Origin of the sequence: Saccharospirillum sp., assembly GCF_040881935.1 — a bacterium.
GTDB lineage: Bacteria > Pseudomonadota > Gammaproteobacteria > Pseudomonadales > Natronospirillaceae > Saccharospirillum.
Map to the genome: position 1 here is coordinate 27,037 of NZ_JBBECH010000066.1, position 19,654 is coordinate 46,690.

Annotated in this window: 19 protein-coding genes; 10 read left to right on the plus strand and 9 right to left on the minus strand. The window is 54.2% G+C overall.

Going from position 1 to position 19,654, the window contains the following annotated elements; translation table 11 throughout:
- Positions 1–3 precede the first annotated feature (3 nt).
- Both lolA and WEB54_RS12345 read right to left on the minus strand, forming a co-directional pair.
- Positions 4–642: an outer membrane lipoprotein chaperone LolA gene (gene lolA / locus WEB54_RS12340; protein WP_368055813.1), complete on the minus strand. Its 639-nt coding sequence runs from the start codon at positions 640–642 to the stop codon at positions 4–6.
- A gap of 270 nt (positions 643–912) precedes the next feature.
- Positions 913–3,192 (minus strand): DNA translocase FtsK, encoded by a 2,280-nt coding sequence (locus WEB54_RS12345; protein WP_368055992.1) that lies wholly within the window; start codon positions 3,190–3,192, stop codon positions 913–915.
- A 284-nt stretch (positions 3,193–3,476) separates the two neighbouring features.
- Between WEB54_RS12345 and aat the strand changes: the two genes are divergently transcribed.
- From aat to infA, 3 genes are all read left to right on the plus strand, one after another.
- Positions 3,477–4,253 carry a leucyl/phenylalanyl-tRNA--protein transferase gene (aat, locus tag WEB54_RS12350; protein ID WP_368055811.1) on the plus strand — a complete coding sequence of 259 codons (777 nt, stop codon included), beginning with the start codon at positions 3,477–3,479 and terminating at the stop codon, positions 4,251–4,253.
- Positions 4,243–4,995: an arginyltransferase gene (locus tag WEB54_RS12355; protein WP_368055974.1), complete on the plus strand. Its 753-nt coding sequence runs from the start codon at positions 4,243–4,245 to the stop codon at positions 4,993–4,995. Before aat ends, WEB54_RS12355 begins: the two co-directional genes overlap by 11 nt.
- A gap of 179 nt (positions 4,996–5,174) precedes the next feature.
- Positions 5,175–5,393, plus strand: coding sequence for a translation initiation factor IF-1 (infA, locus tag WEB54_RS12360; protein WP_008043370.1), 219 nt, complete (start codon positions 5,175–5,177; stop codon positions 5,391–5,393).
- Positions 5,394–5,562: 169 nt separating this feature from the next.
- On the opposite strand, the gene clpA is transcribed toward infA, so the two are convergent.
- Positions 5,563–7,833: an ATP-dependent Clp protease ATP-binding subunit ClpA gene (gene clpA, locus WEB54_RS12365; RefSeq protein ID WP_368055807.1), complete on the minus strand. Its 2,271-nt coding sequence runs from the start codon at positions 7,831–7,833 to the stop codon at positions 5,563–5,565.
- A gap of 21 nt (positions 7,834–7,854) precedes the next feature.
- Entirely contained in the window at positions 7,855–8,259 is a 405-nt protein-coding gene (gene clpS / locus WEB54_RS12370) for an ATP-dependent Clp protease adapter ClpS (RefSeq protein ID WP_368055976.1), read from the minus strand.
- Between the two features lie 688 nt (positions 8,260–8,947).
- Between clpS and WEB54_RS12375 the strand changes: the two genes are divergently transcribed.
- Positions 8,948–9,250 carry a cold shock domain-containing protein gene (locus WEB54_RS12375; RefSeq protein WP_368055803.1) on the plus strand — a complete coding sequence of 101 codons (303 nt, stop codon included), beginning with the start codon at positions 8,948–8,950 and terminating at the stop codon, positions 9,248–9,250.
- A gap of 116 nt (positions 9,251–9,366) precedes the next feature.
- Here WEB54_RS12375 and icd read toward each other — a convergent pair whose 3' ends face one another.
- On the minus strand, positions 9,367–10,626 hold the full coding sequence (gene icd / locus WEB54_RS12380) for an NADP-dependent isocitrate dehydrogenase (RefSeq protein ID WP_368055801.1): 1,260 nt from the start codon (positions 10,624–10,626) through the stop codon (positions 9,367–9,369).
- Between the two features lie 161 nt (positions 10,627–10,787).
- On the opposite strand from icd, the gene WEB54_RS12385 reads away from it, so the two are divergent.
- Positions 10,788–11,525: a pseudouridine synthase gene (locus tag WEB54_RS12385; protein ID WP_368055978.1), complete on the plus strand. Its 738-nt coding sequence runs from the start codon at positions 10,788–10,790 to the stop codon at positions 11,523–11,525.
- On the opposite strand, the gene fabV is transcribed toward WEB54_RS12385, so the two are convergent.
- On the minus strand, positions 11,419–12,600 hold the full coding sequence (fabV, locus tag WEB54_RS12390) for an enoyl-ACP reductase FabV (protein ID WP_368055797.1): 1,182 nt from the start codon (positions 12,598–12,600) through the stop codon (positions 11,419–11,421). The genes WEB54_RS12385 and fabV overlap by 107 nt on opposite strands.
- A 227-nt stretch (positions 12,601–12,827) precedes the next feature.
- Here fabV and WEB54_RS12395 point away from each other — a divergent pair, with 227 nt between their 5' ends.
- The 5 genes from WEB54_RS12395 to WEB54_RS12415 all read left to right on the plus strand — a co-directional run bounded on the left by WEB54_RS12395 (position 12,828) and on the right by WEB54_RS12415 (position 18,023).
- Positions 12,828–13,298 carry an NUDIX domain-containing protein gene (locus WEB54_RS12395; RefSeq protein WP_368055795.1) on the plus strand — a complete coding sequence of 157 codons (471 nt, stop codon included), beginning with the start codon at positions 12,828–12,830 and terminating at the stop codon, positions 13,296–13,298.
- A 4-nt stretch (positions 13,299–13,302) separates the two neighbouring features.
- Positions 13,303–14,394: a tRNA 2-thiouridine(34) synthase MnmA gene (gene mnmA / locus WEB54_RS12400; RefSeq protein ID WP_368055793.1), complete on the plus strand. Its 1,092-nt coding sequence runs from the start codon at positions 13,303–13,305 to the stop codon at positions 14,392–14,394.
- A gap of 101 nt (positions 14,395–14,495) precedes the next feature.
- The gene (hflD, locus tag WEB54_RS12405) at positions 14,496–15,119 is read left to right on the plus strand and encodes a high frequency lysogenization protein HflD (protein ID WP_368055791.1); all 624 of its coding nucleotides are present in this window, start codon (positions 14,496–14,498) and stop codon (positions 15,117–15,119) included.
- Positions 15,120–15,394: 275 nt separating this feature from the next.
- Entirely contained in the window at positions 15,395–16,771 is a 1,377-nt protein-coding gene (gene purB, locus WEB54_RS12410; protein WP_368055789.1) for an adenylosuccinate lyase, read from the plus strand.
- 130 nt (positions 16,772–16,901) lie between these two features.
- On the plus strand, positions 16,902–18,023 hold the full coding sequence (locus WEB54_RS12415) for a cupin domain-containing protein (protein WP_368055787.1): 1,122 nt from the start codon (positions 16,902–16,904) through the stop codon (positions 18,021–18,023).
- A gap of 172 nt (positions 18,024–18,195) precedes the next feature.
- On the opposite strand, the gene WEB54_RS12420 is transcribed toward WEB54_RS12415, so the two are convergent.
- From WEB54_RS12420 to WEB54_RS12430, 3 genes are all read right to left on the minus strand, one after another.
- Positions 18,196–18,429 (minus strand): hypothetical protein, encoded by a 234-nt coding sequence (locus tag WEB54_RS12420; RefSeq protein WP_368055785.1) that lies wholly within the window; start codon positions 18,427–18,429, stop codon positions 18,196–18,198.
- A 96-nt stretch (positions 18,430–18,525) separates the two neighbouring features.
- A complete protein-coding gene (locus tag WEB54_RS12425; RefSeq protein WP_368055783.1) occupies positions 18,526–19,005 on the minus strand; it encodes a DUF6586 family protein in 480 nt (159 codons plus the stop codon).
- A 3-nt stretch (positions 19,006–19,008) separates the two neighbouring features.
- A complete protein-coding gene (locus tag WEB54_RS12430; RefSeq protein WP_368055781.1) occupies positions 19,009–19,569 on the minus strand; it encodes a YfaZ family outer membrane protein in 561 nt (186 codons plus the stop codon).
- Between the last annotated feature and the right edge of the window lie 85 nt (positions 19,570–19,654).

Here is a 19,654-nt window from a genome sequence, read left to right on the forward strand (position 1 = left end):
AAATCACATCTGTTCGAAGACGTCGGTGCCTTCGGGCGGAGTAAATTCGAAGTCTGTCGCGTCCAGTGTCAGGCCCGTTTCAACGTTACTGAAGGTGATGCGGGTATCCTGACCCAGGTTATCGCTGAGCCTCAGTTCACTGATCCGGCCGTTTTCAAACAACAGCGTCATGTCCTCGAAGACGGCATTTTCGTCCAACGGGTATAACCGATACGCAGTCAGGCTGTCGTTGGCTGCTTCCGTCACCTCGTAAGACATTTTGAGGGTGGACTCAGGCTGGCTCAGGATCATAGCGGGAGATTGCTGCAACTGATCGGTAACTGGCTGGTAAGTCGCCTGCAGCAGGTCCGGGTCGTGAACCCACAACGTAATGCCATCGGAGATAACGGACTGTTCATATGGCGCTGTAACCTGCCAGACAAACTTCAGAGGGCGGGCAATCTTCATGATCCCTTCTGCCTGGTCGCCGCGCAACTCGCCATCGGCATAGGTTTCCTGGCGAAACTCCGCTTGCAGCGTCTCGGTCGACTGCAACAACTCAATGAGTCGCTGACGGGCGGCTTCATCGGCATTCACCTGGGGTGCTACGGCCACCCAACTGAGCAACAGGACGGCGCCGGACCGGGCAATTGAACTCAACATGTAATGCTCTCCTGAGCTATTAACGAAAAAAATGGGGCTCTACTATCCACTGCTGCACAATTTAACGGTAACTCAAACTTCGGAGTTCGTACCAGCTGAGTGCCAGGTGCCGGGGGTTCCTATCCGGGAAGTCCGCAACATGGATGTTGCGGTCTAGGCCCCATGGACGGGTTCACGCCGACCCCGGATAGGCACCCCCGGTGCCTGGCACGGACTCCTGGCAATACAACGAAACTGAACTCCGAAACTTGAGTAGTAAGAATTAACCCCCTAGTCTGCCGGGGGCGGTGGCGCCAATACTTCGCGGCTACCATTGTGGCCCGCCGAGCTGACAATCCCGGCGGCCTCCATCGTATCAACCAGCCGAGCTGCGCGGTTATAGCCGATGCGCAATTTACGCTGTACTGAAGATATTGATGCTTTGCGGGTCTGGGTCACGAAGGCCACGGCTTCATCGAACAAGGGGTCGCTTTCGGCATTGTCATCGCTGTCATCCAGCGACGGCATGCCCGGAATATCCGCTTCGCCACCTTGCAGAATGTCTTCGATGTAATCCGGCTGGCCGCGCTTCTTCCACTCGGCGACGACCCGGTGCACTTCATCGTCGTCTACAAAGGCGCCGTGAACCCGAACCGGCAATCCAGTGCCCGGCGGCAAGTACAGCATATCGCCGTGGCCCAGTAGCTGCTCGGCCCCGCCCTGGTCGAGAATGGTTCGGGAATCGATTTTAGACGACACCTGAAACGCAATACGGGTAGGAATGTTGGCTTTGATCAAACCGGTGATCACGTCCACCGACGGTCGCTGCGTCGCCAATATCAGATGAATGCCCGCCGCCCTGGCCTTCTGGGCCAGCCGGGCGATCAGTTCTTCCACCTTCTTGCCAACGATCATCATCATGTCGGCAAATTCATCGACTACCACGACAATAAACGGCAAGGGCTCCAGCTCTGGCGTCGGCGCGTGCGGGTCGAGTGTATCAAAGGGCTCATAGAGCGGATCGAGCAAGGGTTCGCCATTGTGCTTGGCATCGACAACCTTCTTGTTGAAGCCGGCAATGTTACGCACCCCGACCTTCGACATCAGTTTGTAGCGACGCTCCATCTCGGCAACACACCAGCGCAAGCCATTGGCCGCGTCTTTCATGTCGGTGATTACTGGCGTCAGCAGGTGCGGAATGCCTTCATAGACCGACAGTTCCAGCATTTTCGGGTCAACCAGAATCAGCCGGACTTCATCGGGGGTTGCCTTAAACAACAAACTGCACAACATGGAGTTAACACCGACGGATTTACCGGAACCGGTGGTACCGGCGACCAGCAAATGCGGCATCTTGCCCAAATCCGCCACTACCGGGGCACCACCGATGTCGTGGCCCAACGCCAGCGTTAGCGCTGATTTGGCCCGGTCATAAGCGCTGGATTGAAGTACGTCGCTGAGCCGCACAATGTCGCGCTTCTCATTGGGAATCTCGATGCCCACCGTCGTTTTACCGGGAATGATCTCCACTACCCGAACGCTGACCAGCGCCATCGATCGCGCCAGATCTTTCGCCAAATTGGAGATTTTCGACACCTTGATGCCGGCCGCTGGCTGAATTTCAAAACGGGTAATGACCGGTCCGGGCGCTACTTCGGTTACCTCGGCATCGACATTAAAGTCCTTCAGTTTGATTTCCAGCATACGTGACATGGCTTCCAGGGCTTCCTGGCTGTAGCCATTGTTGGTGTCGTGTTCGCCCGAGGTCAGCAGGCTCAGCGCGGGCAGTGGCGTGTTTGAGTCGCTTCCGGTAAACAGCGGCTGCTGCTTTTCTTTCTGCACCCTTTCACTGGGCTCGGGAGCCTTCGGTTGCAACGGTTTGATTTGGGGCGGCTTACGCTTCGACTGCTTTTCGATCTGAATGTCCAGATTCGCCTTGCGCGTTTCCACTACCTGCCTGACCTGTGCTTTTTCGGCCTGACGCCGACGCCGGGACTGCAATCGATCTCGAAGGGCTGTCACACCGGAAAACAACAACAGACCGATGCGTTCCATCAGCCGCAACCAGGAAACGTTCATCGCCAGTGTCAGCGAAATAAACCAGAGCACGACCAGCAACAAGGTGGTGCCGGTCATACCGAGAATGGGAAATATCCACTCAGATAACCCAATACCCAGCCAACCACCTGCGCTAGCTTCAGCGTCAGAGGCAAGGTGAACAGTGGCGAGTGTACAGCTAACAGTAACGAAAAGAGCCCATCCGAGGGTCCGGATAATGACTAACAATGGATTCCATGCCAGCCCTGCTCTTCTATCACGGAACGTAGACCATGCTCGATACAAAAAAATGGCTGGTAGCCCATATGCAAGCCCGCCAACTAGCGTAAAGAGAAATGACGACAGCTTTGCGCCTGCAGAACCAGCCAGATTACGAATACCTTCACCTGAACCAGAAAATTGGAAACCAGGATCAGCAGGATGATGGGTCGCCAAGGCAATCAGAAAATAGACACCCACAGCCAAAGACAGCAGCAGGCTGCCCTCGTGCAGCAAGCGCTGTTTTACATCCAGAACTCTGTGGTCGTCACGCGCCCGCGTTGTTTCCTGGCGTGCCGAAGCGTTCTTTTGCGTCAAATCGAAGTCACCTGTCTATTGTGTCTGTAATATTGTCTGTACTGCCCTGCACCAGCGACAGAGTCGCATTCTAGCTGAAGCACCCCAGGCACAGAAAGCACCTGTCAACCGGATCGGTCAGCCAGACAGAGACCCAAATAGTCTAAGCGTGGCAGTCCGCAGCAAAGATCACTAAGATACCACAGTATGAAGCCCAACTTATTGATACACCGAGCATTTTTATGCCACAACTAAGCTGGCTGGACGCTGAACAGGAAGCCCACTTTCCACCCACAGATCAGAGTCTGGCCAACCCACCAGGCTTACTGGCCGCGGGCGGCGCCCTAATGCCCAACTGGTTGCTGACCGCCTATGAACGGGGCATTTTCCCCTGGTACAGCGAAGGAGAGCCCATTCTGTGGTGGTCTCCCGAGCCACGAATGGTGTTTATACCGGGCACGATGCACCTGTCGCGCAGTTTACGCAAAGCATACCGCCAGTCTCCACCGACTATCACGACCAACACAGTATTTCCTCGAGTTATTAAGGCCTGCCAGGCACCCAGAGCCAGACAACCGGGCACCTGGATTAGCGCTGAGATGCGCAAGGCCTATACTGAACTGCACACTCAGGGCTGGGCACATTCCATCGAAGTGTGGCGCAACGATGATTTGATTGGCGGTCTTTATGGCATCGGCATCGAAGGTGTATTCTTTGGAGAAAGCATGTTCTCCCGCCAGCCCAATGCATCCAAGTTTGCTTTACTGGCGCTGCAGGAGGCCTCGCTGCTTCAGTCGCTGCGTCTCATCGACTGCCAGGTCTACAATGATCATTTGGCCAGCCTGGGGGCCCGGGAAGTCGAACGAACCTGGTTTGAGCAGCAATTGCCCGTTCTGCGGCGCAAACTGACCTTCCCCAACGCAGATGCAGTGAATCAGGCCATCGCCAGACGAGTAAAGGTTGGCGGTTCCGGGTACTCCCCGGACCCCTCAATCCGGGAACCAGTCAATGAAACCTGAATCCGAGCAACAGGAAGACAGCATCAAGCTGTACCGGACCGGCGAACATAATTGCAGCTATCTGGACGGCCAGCAGGCCCGCACCCTGTTTCTGGACCCGGACCTGCATTTTACCCTGCCCCTCTATGAACAAATGATGCACCTTGGTTTTCGGCGCAGCGGTCATCACCTGTACCGGCCTGATTGCGAGGCCTGCGGTGCCTGCATGCCATCACGCGTGCGGGTCCGCCAGTTCCACTGGAAACGGCGCTTTAGACGTATTCTGAGCAAGAACCAGGACCTGAGCGTACATCGGCTGCCCTGCAAATTCTCGAATGAGCATTACCGCCTGTACGAAGCTTACATCAGTCATCGGCACTATCTGGGCGATATGTACCCGCCATCTGAAGACAGCTACCGGGAATTTCTGGTCAGCCGACCGGACCTGGCGTTTATGCTTGAGTTCCGACAGGACGACCGGGTCGTAGCGGTCGCCTTTACCGATCGAATGGAAACCGGGCTGTCAGCCACCTATACCTTTTTCGACCCTGAGCAGAGCCACCGTGGGCTGGGGGTTTTCAGTATTCTGACCCAGATACAACTCTGTGAGACCCTGGGGCTGCCTTTTCTGTACCTTGGCTACTGGGTTCCGGGTTCCGCACAAATGACCTACAAGGCAGACTACCGCCCGCTGGAAGTCTTAATTAACCGACACTGGCGGCTACTCGATGACCACCTGATCGGGGCTATTGGTATCGAGTAATAAACGACCTGCAGACAGGCACCTACTCAAAGTAATAACAGCCAAATACCTGAATTTGCCCAGTTTTTTGATAATTGCCGGAAATTCAGGCAGAATGCCCGCCGGATCCCATACTTACACGGGGCTGACACCTTCGAGTCGGCCCCAGTTGTTTAAATCAAAGGTGTGTACAAGCATATATGGCAAAAGAAGACGTTATTGAAATGGAAGGCGAGATTCTCGACACCCTTCCCAACACCATGTTCCGGGTTAAACTCGAAAATGGTCATGTCATTACCGCTCATATCTCAGGAAAAATGCGCAAGAACTACATTCGCATCCTGACGGGCGACAAGGTCAAGGTCGAACTGACGCCATACGACCTGACCAAAGGCCGCATCGTCTATCGTGCCCGCTAACGTATTACTGCCCGGGCCAGCGACCTAATACAAAGCCGGACCCTTTAAAAAAGAATACCCTCGTGGTGTTTTTTTTTGCCTGAAGATACCTTGCAAAAACATCAGCCAACAAAGCCAACAAAAAAGGCACCTTTCGGTGCCTTTTGAGGTTTCCCGATAACGCTCGCCGCTAGACGGTCTCAGCCTCTTCCTCGACTTCCAGGGTCAGTTCGTCATTGAGGATGTGTACATGCACTGTGCCACCCCGTGACAGCGGACCAAACAGGATCATGTCGGCCAGTGGCCGTTTTACCTTTTCCTGAATAAGACGGCTCATCGGGCGCGCGCCCATGTGCTCGTCGTAGCCCTTCTCAGCCAGCCAGGCGCGGACGTCATCGTCTACTTCCATCATGACACGCTTGTCGTCCAGTTGTGCCTGCAGTTCGGTCAGGAACTTGTCGACAATGCTGGTAACCACTGCGATCGGCAACGACTTGAACTGAACAATGGCATCCAGACGGTTGCGGAACTCCGGCGTAAACTGCTTGCGGATCATCTCCATGCCGTCGGTGCTGTTGTCCTGTTCCAGGAAGCCCATGGAGCGGCGGTTGATCTCCTGAGCACCAGCGTTGCTGGTCATGATCAGGATGACGTTACGGAAGTCCGCTTTACGGCCATTGTTGTCGGTCAGGGTACCGTGGTCCATCACCTGCAACAGCAGGTTAAAGACATCCGGATGTGCCTTTTCGATTTCATCAAGCAACAGCACACAATGCGGATGCTTGGATACGCCATCGGTCAGCAAACCACCCTGATCGAAGCCAACGTAGCCGGGAGGAGCACCAATAAGCCTTGAGGCGGTGTGGCGCTCCATATATTCCGACATGTCGAAGCGCAGCAGCTCGATGCCCAGAGAGTCAGCCAGCTGTTTTGACACCTCGGTCTTACCAACCCCGGTTGGGCCGGCAAACAGAAAGGAACCAATCGGCTTATCGACCGACTTCAAGCCTGCACGGGCCAGTTTGATGGCCGATGCCAGCTGCTCAATCGCCTGCTCCTGACCAAAGACGGTCATTTTCAGGTTACGCTCGAGATGTTCGAGCACTTCCTTATCATTACGGCTAACGCTTTTCTCAGGAATACGGGCAATGGAGGCTATGACTTTCTCCACGTCACTGACGCTGATCGATTTCTTGCGTTTGCTTGCGGGCAACAATCGCTGGGCGGCCCCGGCTTCGTCGATTACATCAATGGCCTTATCCGGCAAGTGGCGGTCCGTAATGTACCGGGCTGACAGCTCTGCCGCTGCCTTGAGGGCTTTATCAGTGTATTTAAGGTGATGATGCTCCTCAAACCGTGACTTCAGCCCTTTCAGGATTCGATAGGTTTCATCGACAGACGGCTCATTGACATCAATCTTCTGAAACCGACGCGTCAGTGCGCTGTCTTTCTCGAAAATACCCCGAAATTCCTGGAAGGTTGTGGAGCCCATACACCGCAACTCACCCGAACTCAGCATTGGCTTGAGCAGATTGGAAGCATCCATGACACCACCAGAGGCGGCACCAGCACCGATGATGGTGTGAATCTCATCGATAAACAGGATGGATTTTTCCTTTTTCTTCAATTCAGCCAGCAGTGTTTTCAGGCGTTTCTCGAAATCGCCCCGGTATTTGGTACCGGCCAGCAATGCCCCGAGATCCAGGGAAAACACCTGAGCGCCTTCCATGATGTCGGGCACATCGTTATCGATGATGCGCTTGGCCAGGCCTTCAGCGATGGCTGTCTTGCCAACGCCGGTCTCGCCAACCAACAGCGGGTTGTTCTTGCGCCGCCGCGACAGAATCTGGATAACCCGCTCAACTTCGTGCTCGCGGCCAACCAGCGGGTCGATCTGCCCCTTGCGGGCAAGCTCGTTGAGGTTGGAGGCAAAACTCTCCAGGGCACTGCCCTGAACGCCATCACCGCCGCCCTCCTCCTGTTGTTCACCGTTAAAGTCTTCATTCGGCTGAGCATTTTCGCTTTGCACCTTGGATATGCCATGGGCAATAAAATTGACCACGTCGATGCGCGATATGCTCTGCTGCTTGAGGAAAAACACAGCCTGACTTTCCTGTTCGGAAAAAATGGCCACCAGCACATTGGCACCGGTCACCTCTTTCTTGCCAGAGGATTGTACGTGGAAAACCGCCCGCTGCAGTACCCGCTGGAAGCCCAGCGTCGGCTGTGTTTCCCGGTCCTCGTCGTCGGCCGGAATCAGCGGCGTGGTGGAATCGATAAATTCCGTCAGGTCACGACGTAACTGCTGAATATCGGCAGCACAGGCGGTCAGCACTTCGGCTGCGGCGTGATTGTCCAGCAACGCCAGCAACAGGTGTTCCACGGTCATGAACTCATGCCGTTTGCCCCGTGCATCTTTGAACGCATTGTTCAGCGTCAATTCGAGATCTTTACTTAGCATGGTATAAAACCCTCTTGCTGATCACTGGTCATCTGCCTTTTCTACCTCACACACCAGGGGATGTTCATTGTCCCTGGAATACTGGTTCACCATAGCTGCCTTGGTTTCCGCGATATCTCTAGTATAGACGCCACACACGCCTTTGCCCTGTGTATGTACCGCTAACATGACTTGCGTCGCTTTTTCCCGAGACATATAAAAGAAGGCCTCAAGAATATGGACGACGAACTCCATAGGGGTGTAGTCGTCGTTCAGCAAAATAACCCGATACAGCGGGGGTTGCTTGAGTTCAGGATCCTGAATCCGGGTAGCAACGCCATAATCGTCTCCCTGCTCAGGCTCATCCGGCCCTAGTCTTAAGGGCTTAGCGACCCTTCGATTCACTTTGTTCAGATGCAGTTCGTGCTTTCCAGTAGTCGTGGTCATAGGTCGATGTTCAAACTCATTCAGGTTATACGGTGGGGCTGATCCGGTGGTTTTCCAATGACTGGACGACAGTATGTTTTCATGTCGTGCTCAATTGGGTCATGCTTTACACTCGAGCTAAAAAATTCGTACAGCGATCAGAGCTCGGTGCCAGAATTTTGAAGCTTTCTTTTAGTAACATCAGGTGAACACAACGTGCGTTGTTTCGTATGTCAGCTAAAATTGGACTTGACTTCACTGCTCCGACAACCAAACATAGCATTACCGAAGAGCTGTATAAATAGTGAGCAGCGCGCCTCGGTACTTGATGAGGCCTCAGTAGATGATGAGACTGTGGATGTTGATAACAACCGATTGCAGTAACCAGGGTAAGGTTAGTTAATAACCTCTGGCTGTGCCAATGAGTTTAGGCACTCCACCCTGGTCGTCGTCTGCCGTTGGGTTGGGTACGACCGGTTTGCCAGCATTGCATATTGCGCGAGCGAAATGCAATAACCTGGATCGGAACCATCTGCCCAACAGGGTCTTCAGCTGCTTAGGGAAAGAGGCAGGCTGGACCTATATTTTCAAGCCATGAACAGGCTGTCCATCGCTATACAGGCGTTATTGTTAACAGAGTCGACCCGATCATTCAGATGACTTTGGTCGATTTCAGGTTGAAATCAAACGTGGTTGTAAGGAGTCCGTTATGCCCGTAGGGAAAGTAAAGTGGTTCAACAATGCGAAAGGGTTCGGGTTCGTCGTCTGTGACGAACATGAAGAGGATCTATTCGCCCATTTCTCCTCCATTCAGATGGAAGGCTACAAGACACTCAAGGCAGGCCAGCCGGTAGAATTTGATACGGTAAAGGCTGATCGCGGTATTCATGCCGTCAATATCCGGGCGTTGCCAGAACCGGAAACACACAAAACCACCTCACCCGGTCAATCCAGTGAAACTGCCCAACCTGCCAAAGAGCAAGAGCAAGCCACGAGCGACCACCGGGAATAGGTCAAGTCGACAAGTGAGCTAAGCCTACTAACACGGGACGACATTAAAAAAGCCTGGCATTTGCCAGGCTTTTTGCAGCAAAACCGTCAAAGACGGCTCTGCTCTATGCGTCGTTCTCAGTTATCCATCTGTTTGATGATTTCCTGACCGAACTCGGAAGCCTTGACCAGTGTAGCACCTTCCATCAGGCGCTCGAAGTCATAGGTAACGCGCTTGGAAGCAATGGCATCGGCCATGCCTTTCAACACCAGATCAGCCGCTTCGACCCACCCCATGTGGCGCAACATCATCTCACCAGACAGAATCAACGAACCCGGGTTTACTTTGTCCTGACCGGCATACTTCGGTGCAGTACCGTGAGTGGCCTCAAAGACGGCAATGTCGTCAGAGAGGTTGGCGCCAGGCGCAATACCAATGCCGCCCACTTCAGCCGCCAGGGCGTCTGACAGGTAGTCACCGTTCAGGTTCAGGGTTGCAATAACGTCGTAGTCGGCAGGACGCAACAGGATCTGCTGCAGCATGGCGTCAGCAATCACGTCTTTTACCACAACGTTCTTGCCAGTCTTGGGGTTCTTGAACTGCATCCAGGGGCCGCCGTCGAGCAGCTCGGCACCGAATTCTTCTTTGGCCAGCTCGTAGCCCCAATCTTTGAAGGCACCTTCGGTGAACTTCATGATGTTGCCCTTGTGTACCAGGGTCAGGCTGTCACGATCGTTATCGACGGTGTATTGCAGAGCCTGGCGAACCAGACGCTTGGTGCCTTCTTCCGATACTGGCTTAACGCCGATACCGCACATTTCAGGGAAACGGATTTTAGTGACACCCATTTCTTCGCGCAGGAATTTGATGACCTTCTCTGCTTCCGGGCTGCCCGCTTTCCATTCAACACCGGCATAGATGTCTTCCGAGTTTTCACGGAAGATCACCATATCAACATCGCCAGGGGCTTTAACCGGGCTAGGTACACCGGTGAACCACTGAACGGGACGCTGGCACACGAACAAATCGAGCTCCTGACGAATGGCGACGTTCAGCGAGCGGATACCGCCACCGACGGGCGTCGTCAGCGGGCCTTTAATGCCTACTTTGAATTCACGGAAAGCATCCAGCGTTTCAGTCGGCAACCAGGTATCGGCGTCGTAGATGGTAGTGGCTTTCTCGCCCGCGTAAACTTCCATCCAGCTGATTTTGCGCTCGCTACCATAGGCCTTGGCGACCGCTGCCTCGATGACTGCAATCATCGGAGGGGTGACATCGACCCCGATGCCATCACCTTCGATAAACGGGATAATAGGGTTGTTGGGTACAGTCAGGGACCCTTTGGCGTCGACCGTAATCTTCTCGCCGGCCGGCACTTCAATTTTCTGATATCCCATGGTTCACTCCATCTGTGTATTATGGTTTCAACGGCGGCGGAGTATACCGGAATCGTTTGTCTACTTACAGCACCAAGGGAGACTCTGATTGTGACTTTGGTACTATGTGATGCACGCCGGGTTGCAATTCAATCACCTCTGAAAGGCTCGGATACCCAACAATGACCACCCTGATCATGTTCAACAAACCCTTTCAGGTTCTCTGTCAGTTCACCGATGAACGCACCACACATCCGCGCCGCACCCTGGCCGACTTTATCCCGATTCCAGGCGTTTATGCCGCTGGCCGCCTCGATTTTGATTCTGAAGGTCTTCTGTTGTTGAGTGATGACGGAGGGCTCATACACCAGCTGGCCCACCCGGCTAATAAAGTCGAAAAAACCTATCTGGTACAGGTAGAAGGCATTCCATCTGAGGCAGACCTGGAAGCTTTGCGCCAGGGCGTTCAGCTTAAAGACGGCATGACTCGACCGGCCCTGGTGGAATGCATCAATGAGCCTGTATCGCTGTGGCCACGCCAGCCGCCCATTCGGGAACGTAAGGAGATTCCAACCCAGTGGTTGAATCTGGTGATTGCCGAGGGGCGTAACCGTCAGGTTCGCCGGATGACCGCTCATATCGGCTTTCCAACGTTGAGATTGATTCGCTGGCAAATCGGAGAAATATCACTGGATGACCTGAAGAATGGCGATTACCGGGAGATAAAATCAGAAACAGTTTTAGATAACGGTATAACTAACCTACCAAAAAAAAGGCACCCTGCTGGCGCCTCTTCGGGGAGTTCAAACCGTATTAAACGACCGGATCCACATCGGCGTCGTAATCCACCTGGTCGTAACCGAAGCCGAACAAACGGAAAAACTCCTTCTGGTAACCGTCAAAATCGGACAACTCGGTAAGGTTTTCGGTGGTCACCTGGTGCCACAGCGTCTCTACTTTGCTCTGAACTTCATCGGTCAGTTCTTTCAGGTCCACCCGCACTCGCCCATGATCATCCAGGGTTAGGCTGTCTTTTCCTGAATAGAGCTCGCCTGTCAGTAGCGTATTGATTTGCTCAATACATCCTTCATGAGTGCCCTGCTCTTTCATCACCCGATACAAAAGTGAGATATACAACGGCATGACCGGGATGGCTGAACTGGACTGTGTAACCAGGGCCTTAAGTACCGACACCCGGGCACTGCCGCCGACGCGGTTTTTTAAGGTTTGGTCGATGGCCGCCGCAGCGCGGTCGAGGTCTTCTTTGGCGCGGCCGATAGTGGCTTCACCGTAGATAGGAAAGGTCAATTCGCGGCCAATATACGTATAGGCTGAGGTCTTGGCGCCTTCAGCCAGCACGTCAGCGTCAGCCAGCGCGTTGATCCAGAGTTCCCAGTCTTCCCCGCCCATTACCTTGATTGTGTTGGCAATTTCGTCGTCGTTTGCCGGCTCCAGGGTGATTTCGGAAACCTCGCGGGTATCCGTATTCAGACTTTTGCGAGTCACTGCGCCGCCAATAGGCTTCAGTGTAGACATATAGACATCGCCGGAGTCAGGGTCTTTGCGGCGAGGTGATGCCAGACTGTAGACCACCAGATCCACCTTACCCATAGACGCCTTGATTTCTTCGATTACCTCAGCCTTACACTCATGGCTGAACGCATCAGCGTTGAAGGTTTTCGCGTACAATCCGGCACTGGTCGCTGCTTTTTCAAACGCCCGGGTATTATACCAGCCCGCAGAAGCGGGACGACGCTCCGTAGGTTCTTTCTCAAACATAACGCCCAGGGTGTTGGCCTTGAAGCCAAACCCGGAGACAATGCGCGACGCCAGACCGTAGCCGGTTGAACACCCGATCACCAGTACGTTCTTTGGCCCGGATGCCGCGGGTTGATGCGCTTTCACATAGTCGATTTGCTCTTGAACATGCAGGGCACAGCCAGTCGGGTGTGCGGTGGTGCAAATAAAACCACGTACCTTCGGTTTGATGATCATGCCGGGTTCCTTAATAACGGTTCGCGTATGAGTTGCAGACGTCGTCTCGACGCATTAATTGAGGTCTATTCTACTGCCAGTGCGGGTGTAACGCTCTTGTTGGAATGCAAAAGACTTGTGACGGATACGAACAGTGTCCAGACGCTACAAGCACTGAAACTTATCGTCCGTTGCATTCATTGACGATAACGGGACCAGGTTCATATTTTTAGCCCAATGGAGGCCCAATGCCAGCAACATCCGAAATGCCCCACCTCACAACGGCCGTCATTGTAGAACAAAACCGGTCTATATTAATGGTCAACGAGATAGATAACGGTATAAATGGCTGGAATCAGCCAGCTGGTCATGTGGAACCCGGTGAATCATTATTGGACGCTGCGCTGCGTGAAACCTTGGAAGAAACCCAATACCGCGTGCGTCTGACCAGTCTGGTGGGCATCTATCAGTCGATTCACGCCGCTACCGGCATTCACTACCTGCGCGTCTGTTTCACGGCAGATCAGCCTGAATGGGTTGAAAACAGTCCACGCGACACCGATATTCTGGCCGTAGACTGGCTATCGCTCGATCAATTGCTGGCCGGGCAATTCCCGCTGCGCAGTGCTCTGGTCAGCCAGGCACTGGTCGATTATCAGGCCGGACAGCGTTATCCGCTGACTCTCATTCACCCCATGTTTGCCCCCGGGAGCTTTTAAACCCATGACCTCAGTTGCCTCAACCAAAGTCATCGTCGGTATGTCCGGTGGTGTCGATTCTTCCGTAACGGCGGCACTATTACTGGAGGCCGGGTATCAGGTCGAAGGCCTGTTCATGAAAAACTGGGACGAAGACGACGGCACAGAATACTGCACCGCCAAAGAAGACCTGGCCGACGCCCAGGCTGTCAGTGACCGACTGGGGATACACCTGCACAAAGCCAATTTCGCCGCCGAGTACTGGGATCATGTGTTTGAGCATTTTCTGGAGGAGTACCAGGCTGGCCGCACGCCCAATCCGGATATCCTGTGCAATCGGGAAATCAAATTTAAAGCCTTTCTCGACTACGCCCTGACCCTTGGCGCCGACAAAATCGCCACCGGTCACTATGCCCGCACCCGCACAACCGCCCAGGGCACCCAATTGCTGCGCGGTCTGGATACCAATAAAGACCAGTCCTACTTTCTGCATGCTGTCGGTCACGAAGAATTCGCTAAAACCCTGTTCCCGGTCGGTGAACTGGAAAAGCCCGAGGTACGCCGTATTGCAGAGAAGTACCGGCTGGCCACGGCGCGTAAAAAAGACAGCACCGGCATTTGTTTTATCGGCGAGCGCCGGTTCAGTGATTTTCTGAAGCAATACCTGCCCGCCCGCCCGGGTACGATCGAAACCGATAGCGGCGACGTCATCGGTGAGCACCAGGGGTTGATGTATTACACCATTGGGCAACGACAAGGGCTCGGCATCGGCGGTACACGCAACCATTCTGAAGCCCCCTGGTTCGTAGCAGGTAAAGATCTGGAGCGGAACGTTCTGACCGTGGTCCAGGGCACAGATAACCCTGCGCTGTTTACCCAGACGCTAGTATTAGCGTCAGTCTATTGGGTGGCAGGAGAAGCCCCGTCATTACCTGTCACGCTGATGTGCAAACACCGCTACCGGCAACCGGACCAGGCATGCAAGATGACAGCCACCGACACCGGTTATCAGGTTCAGTTCGAACAGCCACAACGAGCCATTACCCCCGGGCAATCAGCGGTGTTTTATCAGGGCGAGGTTTGTCTCGGTGGTGGCGTGATCGAGCGCACCTGGTGACCAGTACCTTTGAGACAACGGAATATCGCGTTTCTCTATAATTAGATCTAACATTAATGATGATAATCAACCCTTTGATATAAAAGGCATTAAGGAAGTTAATGAGTCACTTTAGCAATCAGGTTCTGGCTCTGGCCGGTGTCTTTCAATCTGCCCTAATGGTCGAGCAGTTGGCTCGTCAGGGCAGCCTTGAACGTCCGCGACTGGAACAAACCATCCGCACCGTTCTCAATCTGAACCCCAGCTCGGTTGAAGACGTTTATGGTGGCGCAACGGGTGTGCAAACCGGACTTGTGGGGCTGAAGAAGGTGCTGGCCAAACGTGGCAAGGGGATGTCTCCCGACGTACTACGTTACGCCATGGGTATTCTACATGCCCAGCGCAAACTCATGGCGCGGGACGATCTGATGGAGACGCTCAGTCAGCATCTGACACGCGCGGTAGACCAATGTCGCTATTTTGATGACCCGCTGCACGAATCAGTCATCGCCGCCGTCGCCAACAGCTATCAACAAAGTGTGAGCAAACTGGACTTCCGCATTCGCGTCATGGGTAACCCAAGCTACCTGCAAAACCAAAACATTGCCGAACAAGTCCGGACTGCACTGCTGTTTGGTATTCGCAGCGCTCATTTGTGGCACCAACTGGGTGGCCGGCGCTGGCATATCGTGGTGAAACGTTCAAAACTGCACGACACCGCTGAACAATTGCTCGCGAGAATATAACCAGATTTTTCGGCATTTTTATAACGCAGGTTTCAGAAATCGCCTGGGAGACGAGCGGAGGGTGCCGGGTGTGCCCCTGCGGACTAGACTCCATGGACGGATCTACGCCGCCCCCACAGGGGCATACCCGGTGCCCGTGCGGGCCAATGCCTCCCAAGTGAAGAGAACTCCGGAACTTGAGAACTGTTAAACGCATTCGTGCCCGAAGCATTGGCCTGTGTGGCGGCTGACCGGTATAATCGCCCGCCTTCACGCACCGACGGGAACCAGGCACCATGGAATTAAACGCGCTCACCGCGATCTCCCCTATCGATGGCCGATACGGCTCTAAAACCGAAGCTTTTCGCACCGTTTTCAGCGAATACGGCCTGATCAAAGCTCGGGTCACCGTTGAAGTGCGTTGGCTTCAGCAACTGGCCAGCCACGCTGACGTCACAGAACTAGCGCCCTTTACAGCGGAGGCAAACTCCTTCCTTGATAGCATTATTGATCAGTTCTCTCTTGCAGAGGCCGAGGCCATTAAAGCCATAGAGCGCACCACCAATCATGACGTCAAAGCCATTGAGTATTTCCTGAAAACCAAGCTCAGCGAGCGGGAAGAGCTTAGCAAGGTCACCGAATTCGTCCATTTCGCCTGCACCTCGGAAGACATCAACAACCTGTCACATGCCCTGATGCTCAAAACCGGCATCACCGAAGTATTGCTGCCGCAGATGCGGACTATTCGGGACGACATTGCCGCACTGGCCAAAACCCATGCCGACCAGCCCATGCTCAGCCGTACCCATGGTCAGACAGCATCGCCTACCACCCTGGGCAAAGAGATGGCGAACGTCGCACACCGGCTCGGCCGCCAAATTAAGCAGGTTGAAACAGTGGAGTATCTGGGCAAAATCAACGGGGCGGTGGGCAACTACAACGCGCACCTGTCTGCTTATCCAGCCATTGACTGGGCCGCAAACGCCGACGCCTTTATTACCTCCCTGGGCTTAACGCCCAACCCCTACACGACGCAGATTGAACCCCACGACTACATGGCCGAGCTGTTTGACGCCATCGCCCGGTACAACACCATCCTGATCGATTTCGATCGGGATATTTGGGGCTACATCTCACTGGGTTATTTCAAACAGCGCACCATCGCTGGCGAAGTGGGCAGCTCGACCATGCCGCACAAGGTCAACCCGATCGATTTCGAGAACTCAGAGGGCAACCTGGGCCTGGCCAATGCTATTCTGGCTCATCTGGCGGCGAAACTGCCAATTTCCCGCTGGCAGCGGGACCTGACCGACTCCACAGTTTTGCGCTCCATGGGCGTCGGCCTGGCACATAGCCTGATCGCCTATCAGGCTACCCAGAAAGGCATCAGCAAGCTGGAGGCCAACCCGGATCGATTGAATCAGGATTTGAACCAGGCCTGGGAAGTAATGGCCGAGGCCATTCAAACAGTAATGCGCCGCCATGGCATTGAAGAGCCCTACGAAAAACTAAAAGCCTTCACCCGCGGCAAAGCCATTACCGAGCCGATGATGCAGGACTTCGTCAACCAGCTCGACCTGCCCGATGCGGCTAAACAGTCGTTGCTGGCAATGACACCAGCCACCTATCTGGGCAATGCGGCCGAACAAGCCAAGGCGATCGACTCTTTTTAATACCCGGCGGTCAGGCCAGAACCCCCTGACCGCACTGTCCTTGTACAATCGCCGCTTTGCTGCAAAACTGAAGGGCAATGGCGGCTCCTTTCCCAGCAGTTTCACTTCTCATCAGACTCAGGTGACTCCCATGGATATGCTCGGTGGCCTCAGTGCTCAGAAATTTCTGAGCCAGTACTGGCAGAAAACCCCCTACCTGGTGCGTCAGGCGTTTACCGATCTGTTTGAAATCAGTGGCGATGAACTGGCGGGTCTGGCCACAGAACCCGAGGTTGAATCCCGCCTGGTAACGGCCAATGACTGGACTTTGCGCCACGGCCCCTTCTTTGAGGAAGACTTTGCCAACTTACCCGAAAAAGACTGGACCTTGCTGGTCCAGGCAGTTGACCACTGGGTTCCTGAAATAGCCGCATTGTTTGATGCCTTCAGCTTTATCCCGTCGTGGCGAATGGATGACGTGATGGTGTCCTATGCCACACCCGGTGGTGGCGTCGGGCCGCATTTCGACCATTACGATGTGTTTCTGATTCAGGTATCCGGAGAACGCGAATGGTGCATTGGCCAGACCTGTACCGAAGCCGATGACCGCCGCGACGATACCGACCTGAGCATACTTGCCCACTTTCAGGAGCAGGAACGCTGGGTGCTCCAACCAGGCGACATGCTCTATGTTCCGCCAGGCATTGCTCACTGCGGAACAGCCCTGAGCAAAGACTGCATCACCTATTCGATCGGTTTCCGCGCGCCCAGCCAGGCCGAAACTTTGGTCGAATTTGCACAATTCGTTGCCAACAATTGCTCGGATTTTGACCGCTATCATGACGCTGATCTAGAAGCTCGGGAAGATAACCATCTCATTACCGGGGCCGATGTAGACCGCATTCACCGTATGCTGCAAACCCTGGTACAGGACCGTGACGCCATGGCCCGGTGGTTTGGCCGTTACATGACTCAGCCCAAATACGGCGATGCCCCCCTTGAGGAGCCGTCGCTGAACAAGACGGACATCGCCCGTCAGTTACAACGGCAACCGTTGATCCGCAATGACGCGGTCAGACTCGCCTACCAACCCGGCACACTCTTTGTGGATGGTGAAGCCATTGATACCGACTTGCCAGCAGATGGATTGCGCTGGCTGTGTGAGCAAAAGCGAATCAGCGCAACTGATCTCGGCAGCCAGGACAATGCGACGCGCCTGTCTATACTGACATCACTGGTCGGCCACGACGCTTTCTATTTCGACGACGAATAACGCGGGAGCAGTGACCCTTCCACCCTATCCGGAGACTCAAACCTTCATGTCTGCAATTAAACGCTGGTATCCAGGGGTATCGGTAATTCGTTCGAAGGATCTTGGAGGGTAATAACAAAAGGCGCACAACCTTTTGACACATAGGAATACGTCTTTGCCTCAGGCAATCAACTCAGTGAAGAATCACCTCTTCATCTTCCATCGTATCGGTTTCTTCACCGGACTCTATTTCCGTTGCCACCTGTACGCCAGCTGAAATCATGGCGCGGGCAACGTCTAGCCGTTGCTCTTTCAGACGCTCTTTGGCTTCATCAGAAAACCGGATGACCAGCAAGGGGGCATCGTTGGAATCAGCGCGGCGCAGTGCCACTTCGCCGTTAGCCAGCTCGATAATTTCCCAGTACATAATGCTCCTTGTCGCTTCGTTGAGCGCATCCGAAGTGATGGTTTTAAGTCACCAGGGAACTCTCAAACTGCCTCATTCAAACAGGGTTAACCTTGGTCAACTGTGGTCGCTTTGTGCTCTTACATCGTCGACCCATTGTTGCAGCTCATCCAGACATCTGCGGTAATATTTTGTTGGTTCTTGGTTATCGTCAGACACCAGCGCAATGCGGTTTGGATCGGCTTTTTTGACGTTTTCTGATACCAAACCCGACGACCATTGGTTCAGATCGCGATGCAGCTGCTGCATCCAGTGACCAGATTGTTCCAGCCCGGCTTGAACCGATTTCAGCTCCCAGGCATCGGGCCGGGCACGGTGCCAGAAATTCAGCAACTCATCCAGTAGCATTTCCGGTGCCAGCTTCACTCCATAGGGTTCGGCCGCTTCACACACAGCCGCCTTCCAGGCACGGTATGCCAGCACTTCAAAGGCCGACTCACACGCCTGGCGCTGCGCCGCTGCCGCGTCCTGTTCCGCCAAAGCCAACATCAGCCGGGACTGATACAACAATGCATTGGTAAGACCGCGTCGGTTCATGACTCAGTAGTTCATCCGAAAACCAATGTTGAAAGTATTGTCTACGCGGCTGGGGCCACCTGAGGTGTCGTGGTAATAGCCAGCGATATCATGCCAGCCTACAAACACGCGCGCCTGCGGCAGTACCTTGTAAGTCACCCGTGCTATTACTTCCTGAAAAGCGACAACGTCACCAAAACTGAGGATATCGGGTGCGTAATACAGTTGGGCTTCGGTACCCAGGCCGTTCATGAAATCCGGCTGCCAGCGCAGAAATCCACCCACGCCCAGTGCAAAACCAGGTTCGCCGGCATCAAACAGAAAACCCTTGAACCCAATCCCTCCGATCATTTCCTGATTGGCCATTGTTGCATCGACGGCATTAAAGCCAGCACTGAATGCATAGGCCTGATTGTCTTCACTGTAGGCAAGACCAGTGGTGATGTGTGCACCGGAGCCCACCCGAACGGCCTCGTGCTCCAGTCTGACCGAGGTATTGGACAGCGCAATGTCAAGCGAACCGCCAGCCTGAACGCCGAAGGGAATCAATACGGCACAGGCTGCTAGCCAGGTCTTGAGGGTCATTTCACTACTCCAGAATAAAGTTTGGGGGGGCATTGTACTGAATTATGACGGTATCCACACCAAGCGGGGGGGGGGGGGGGGGGGG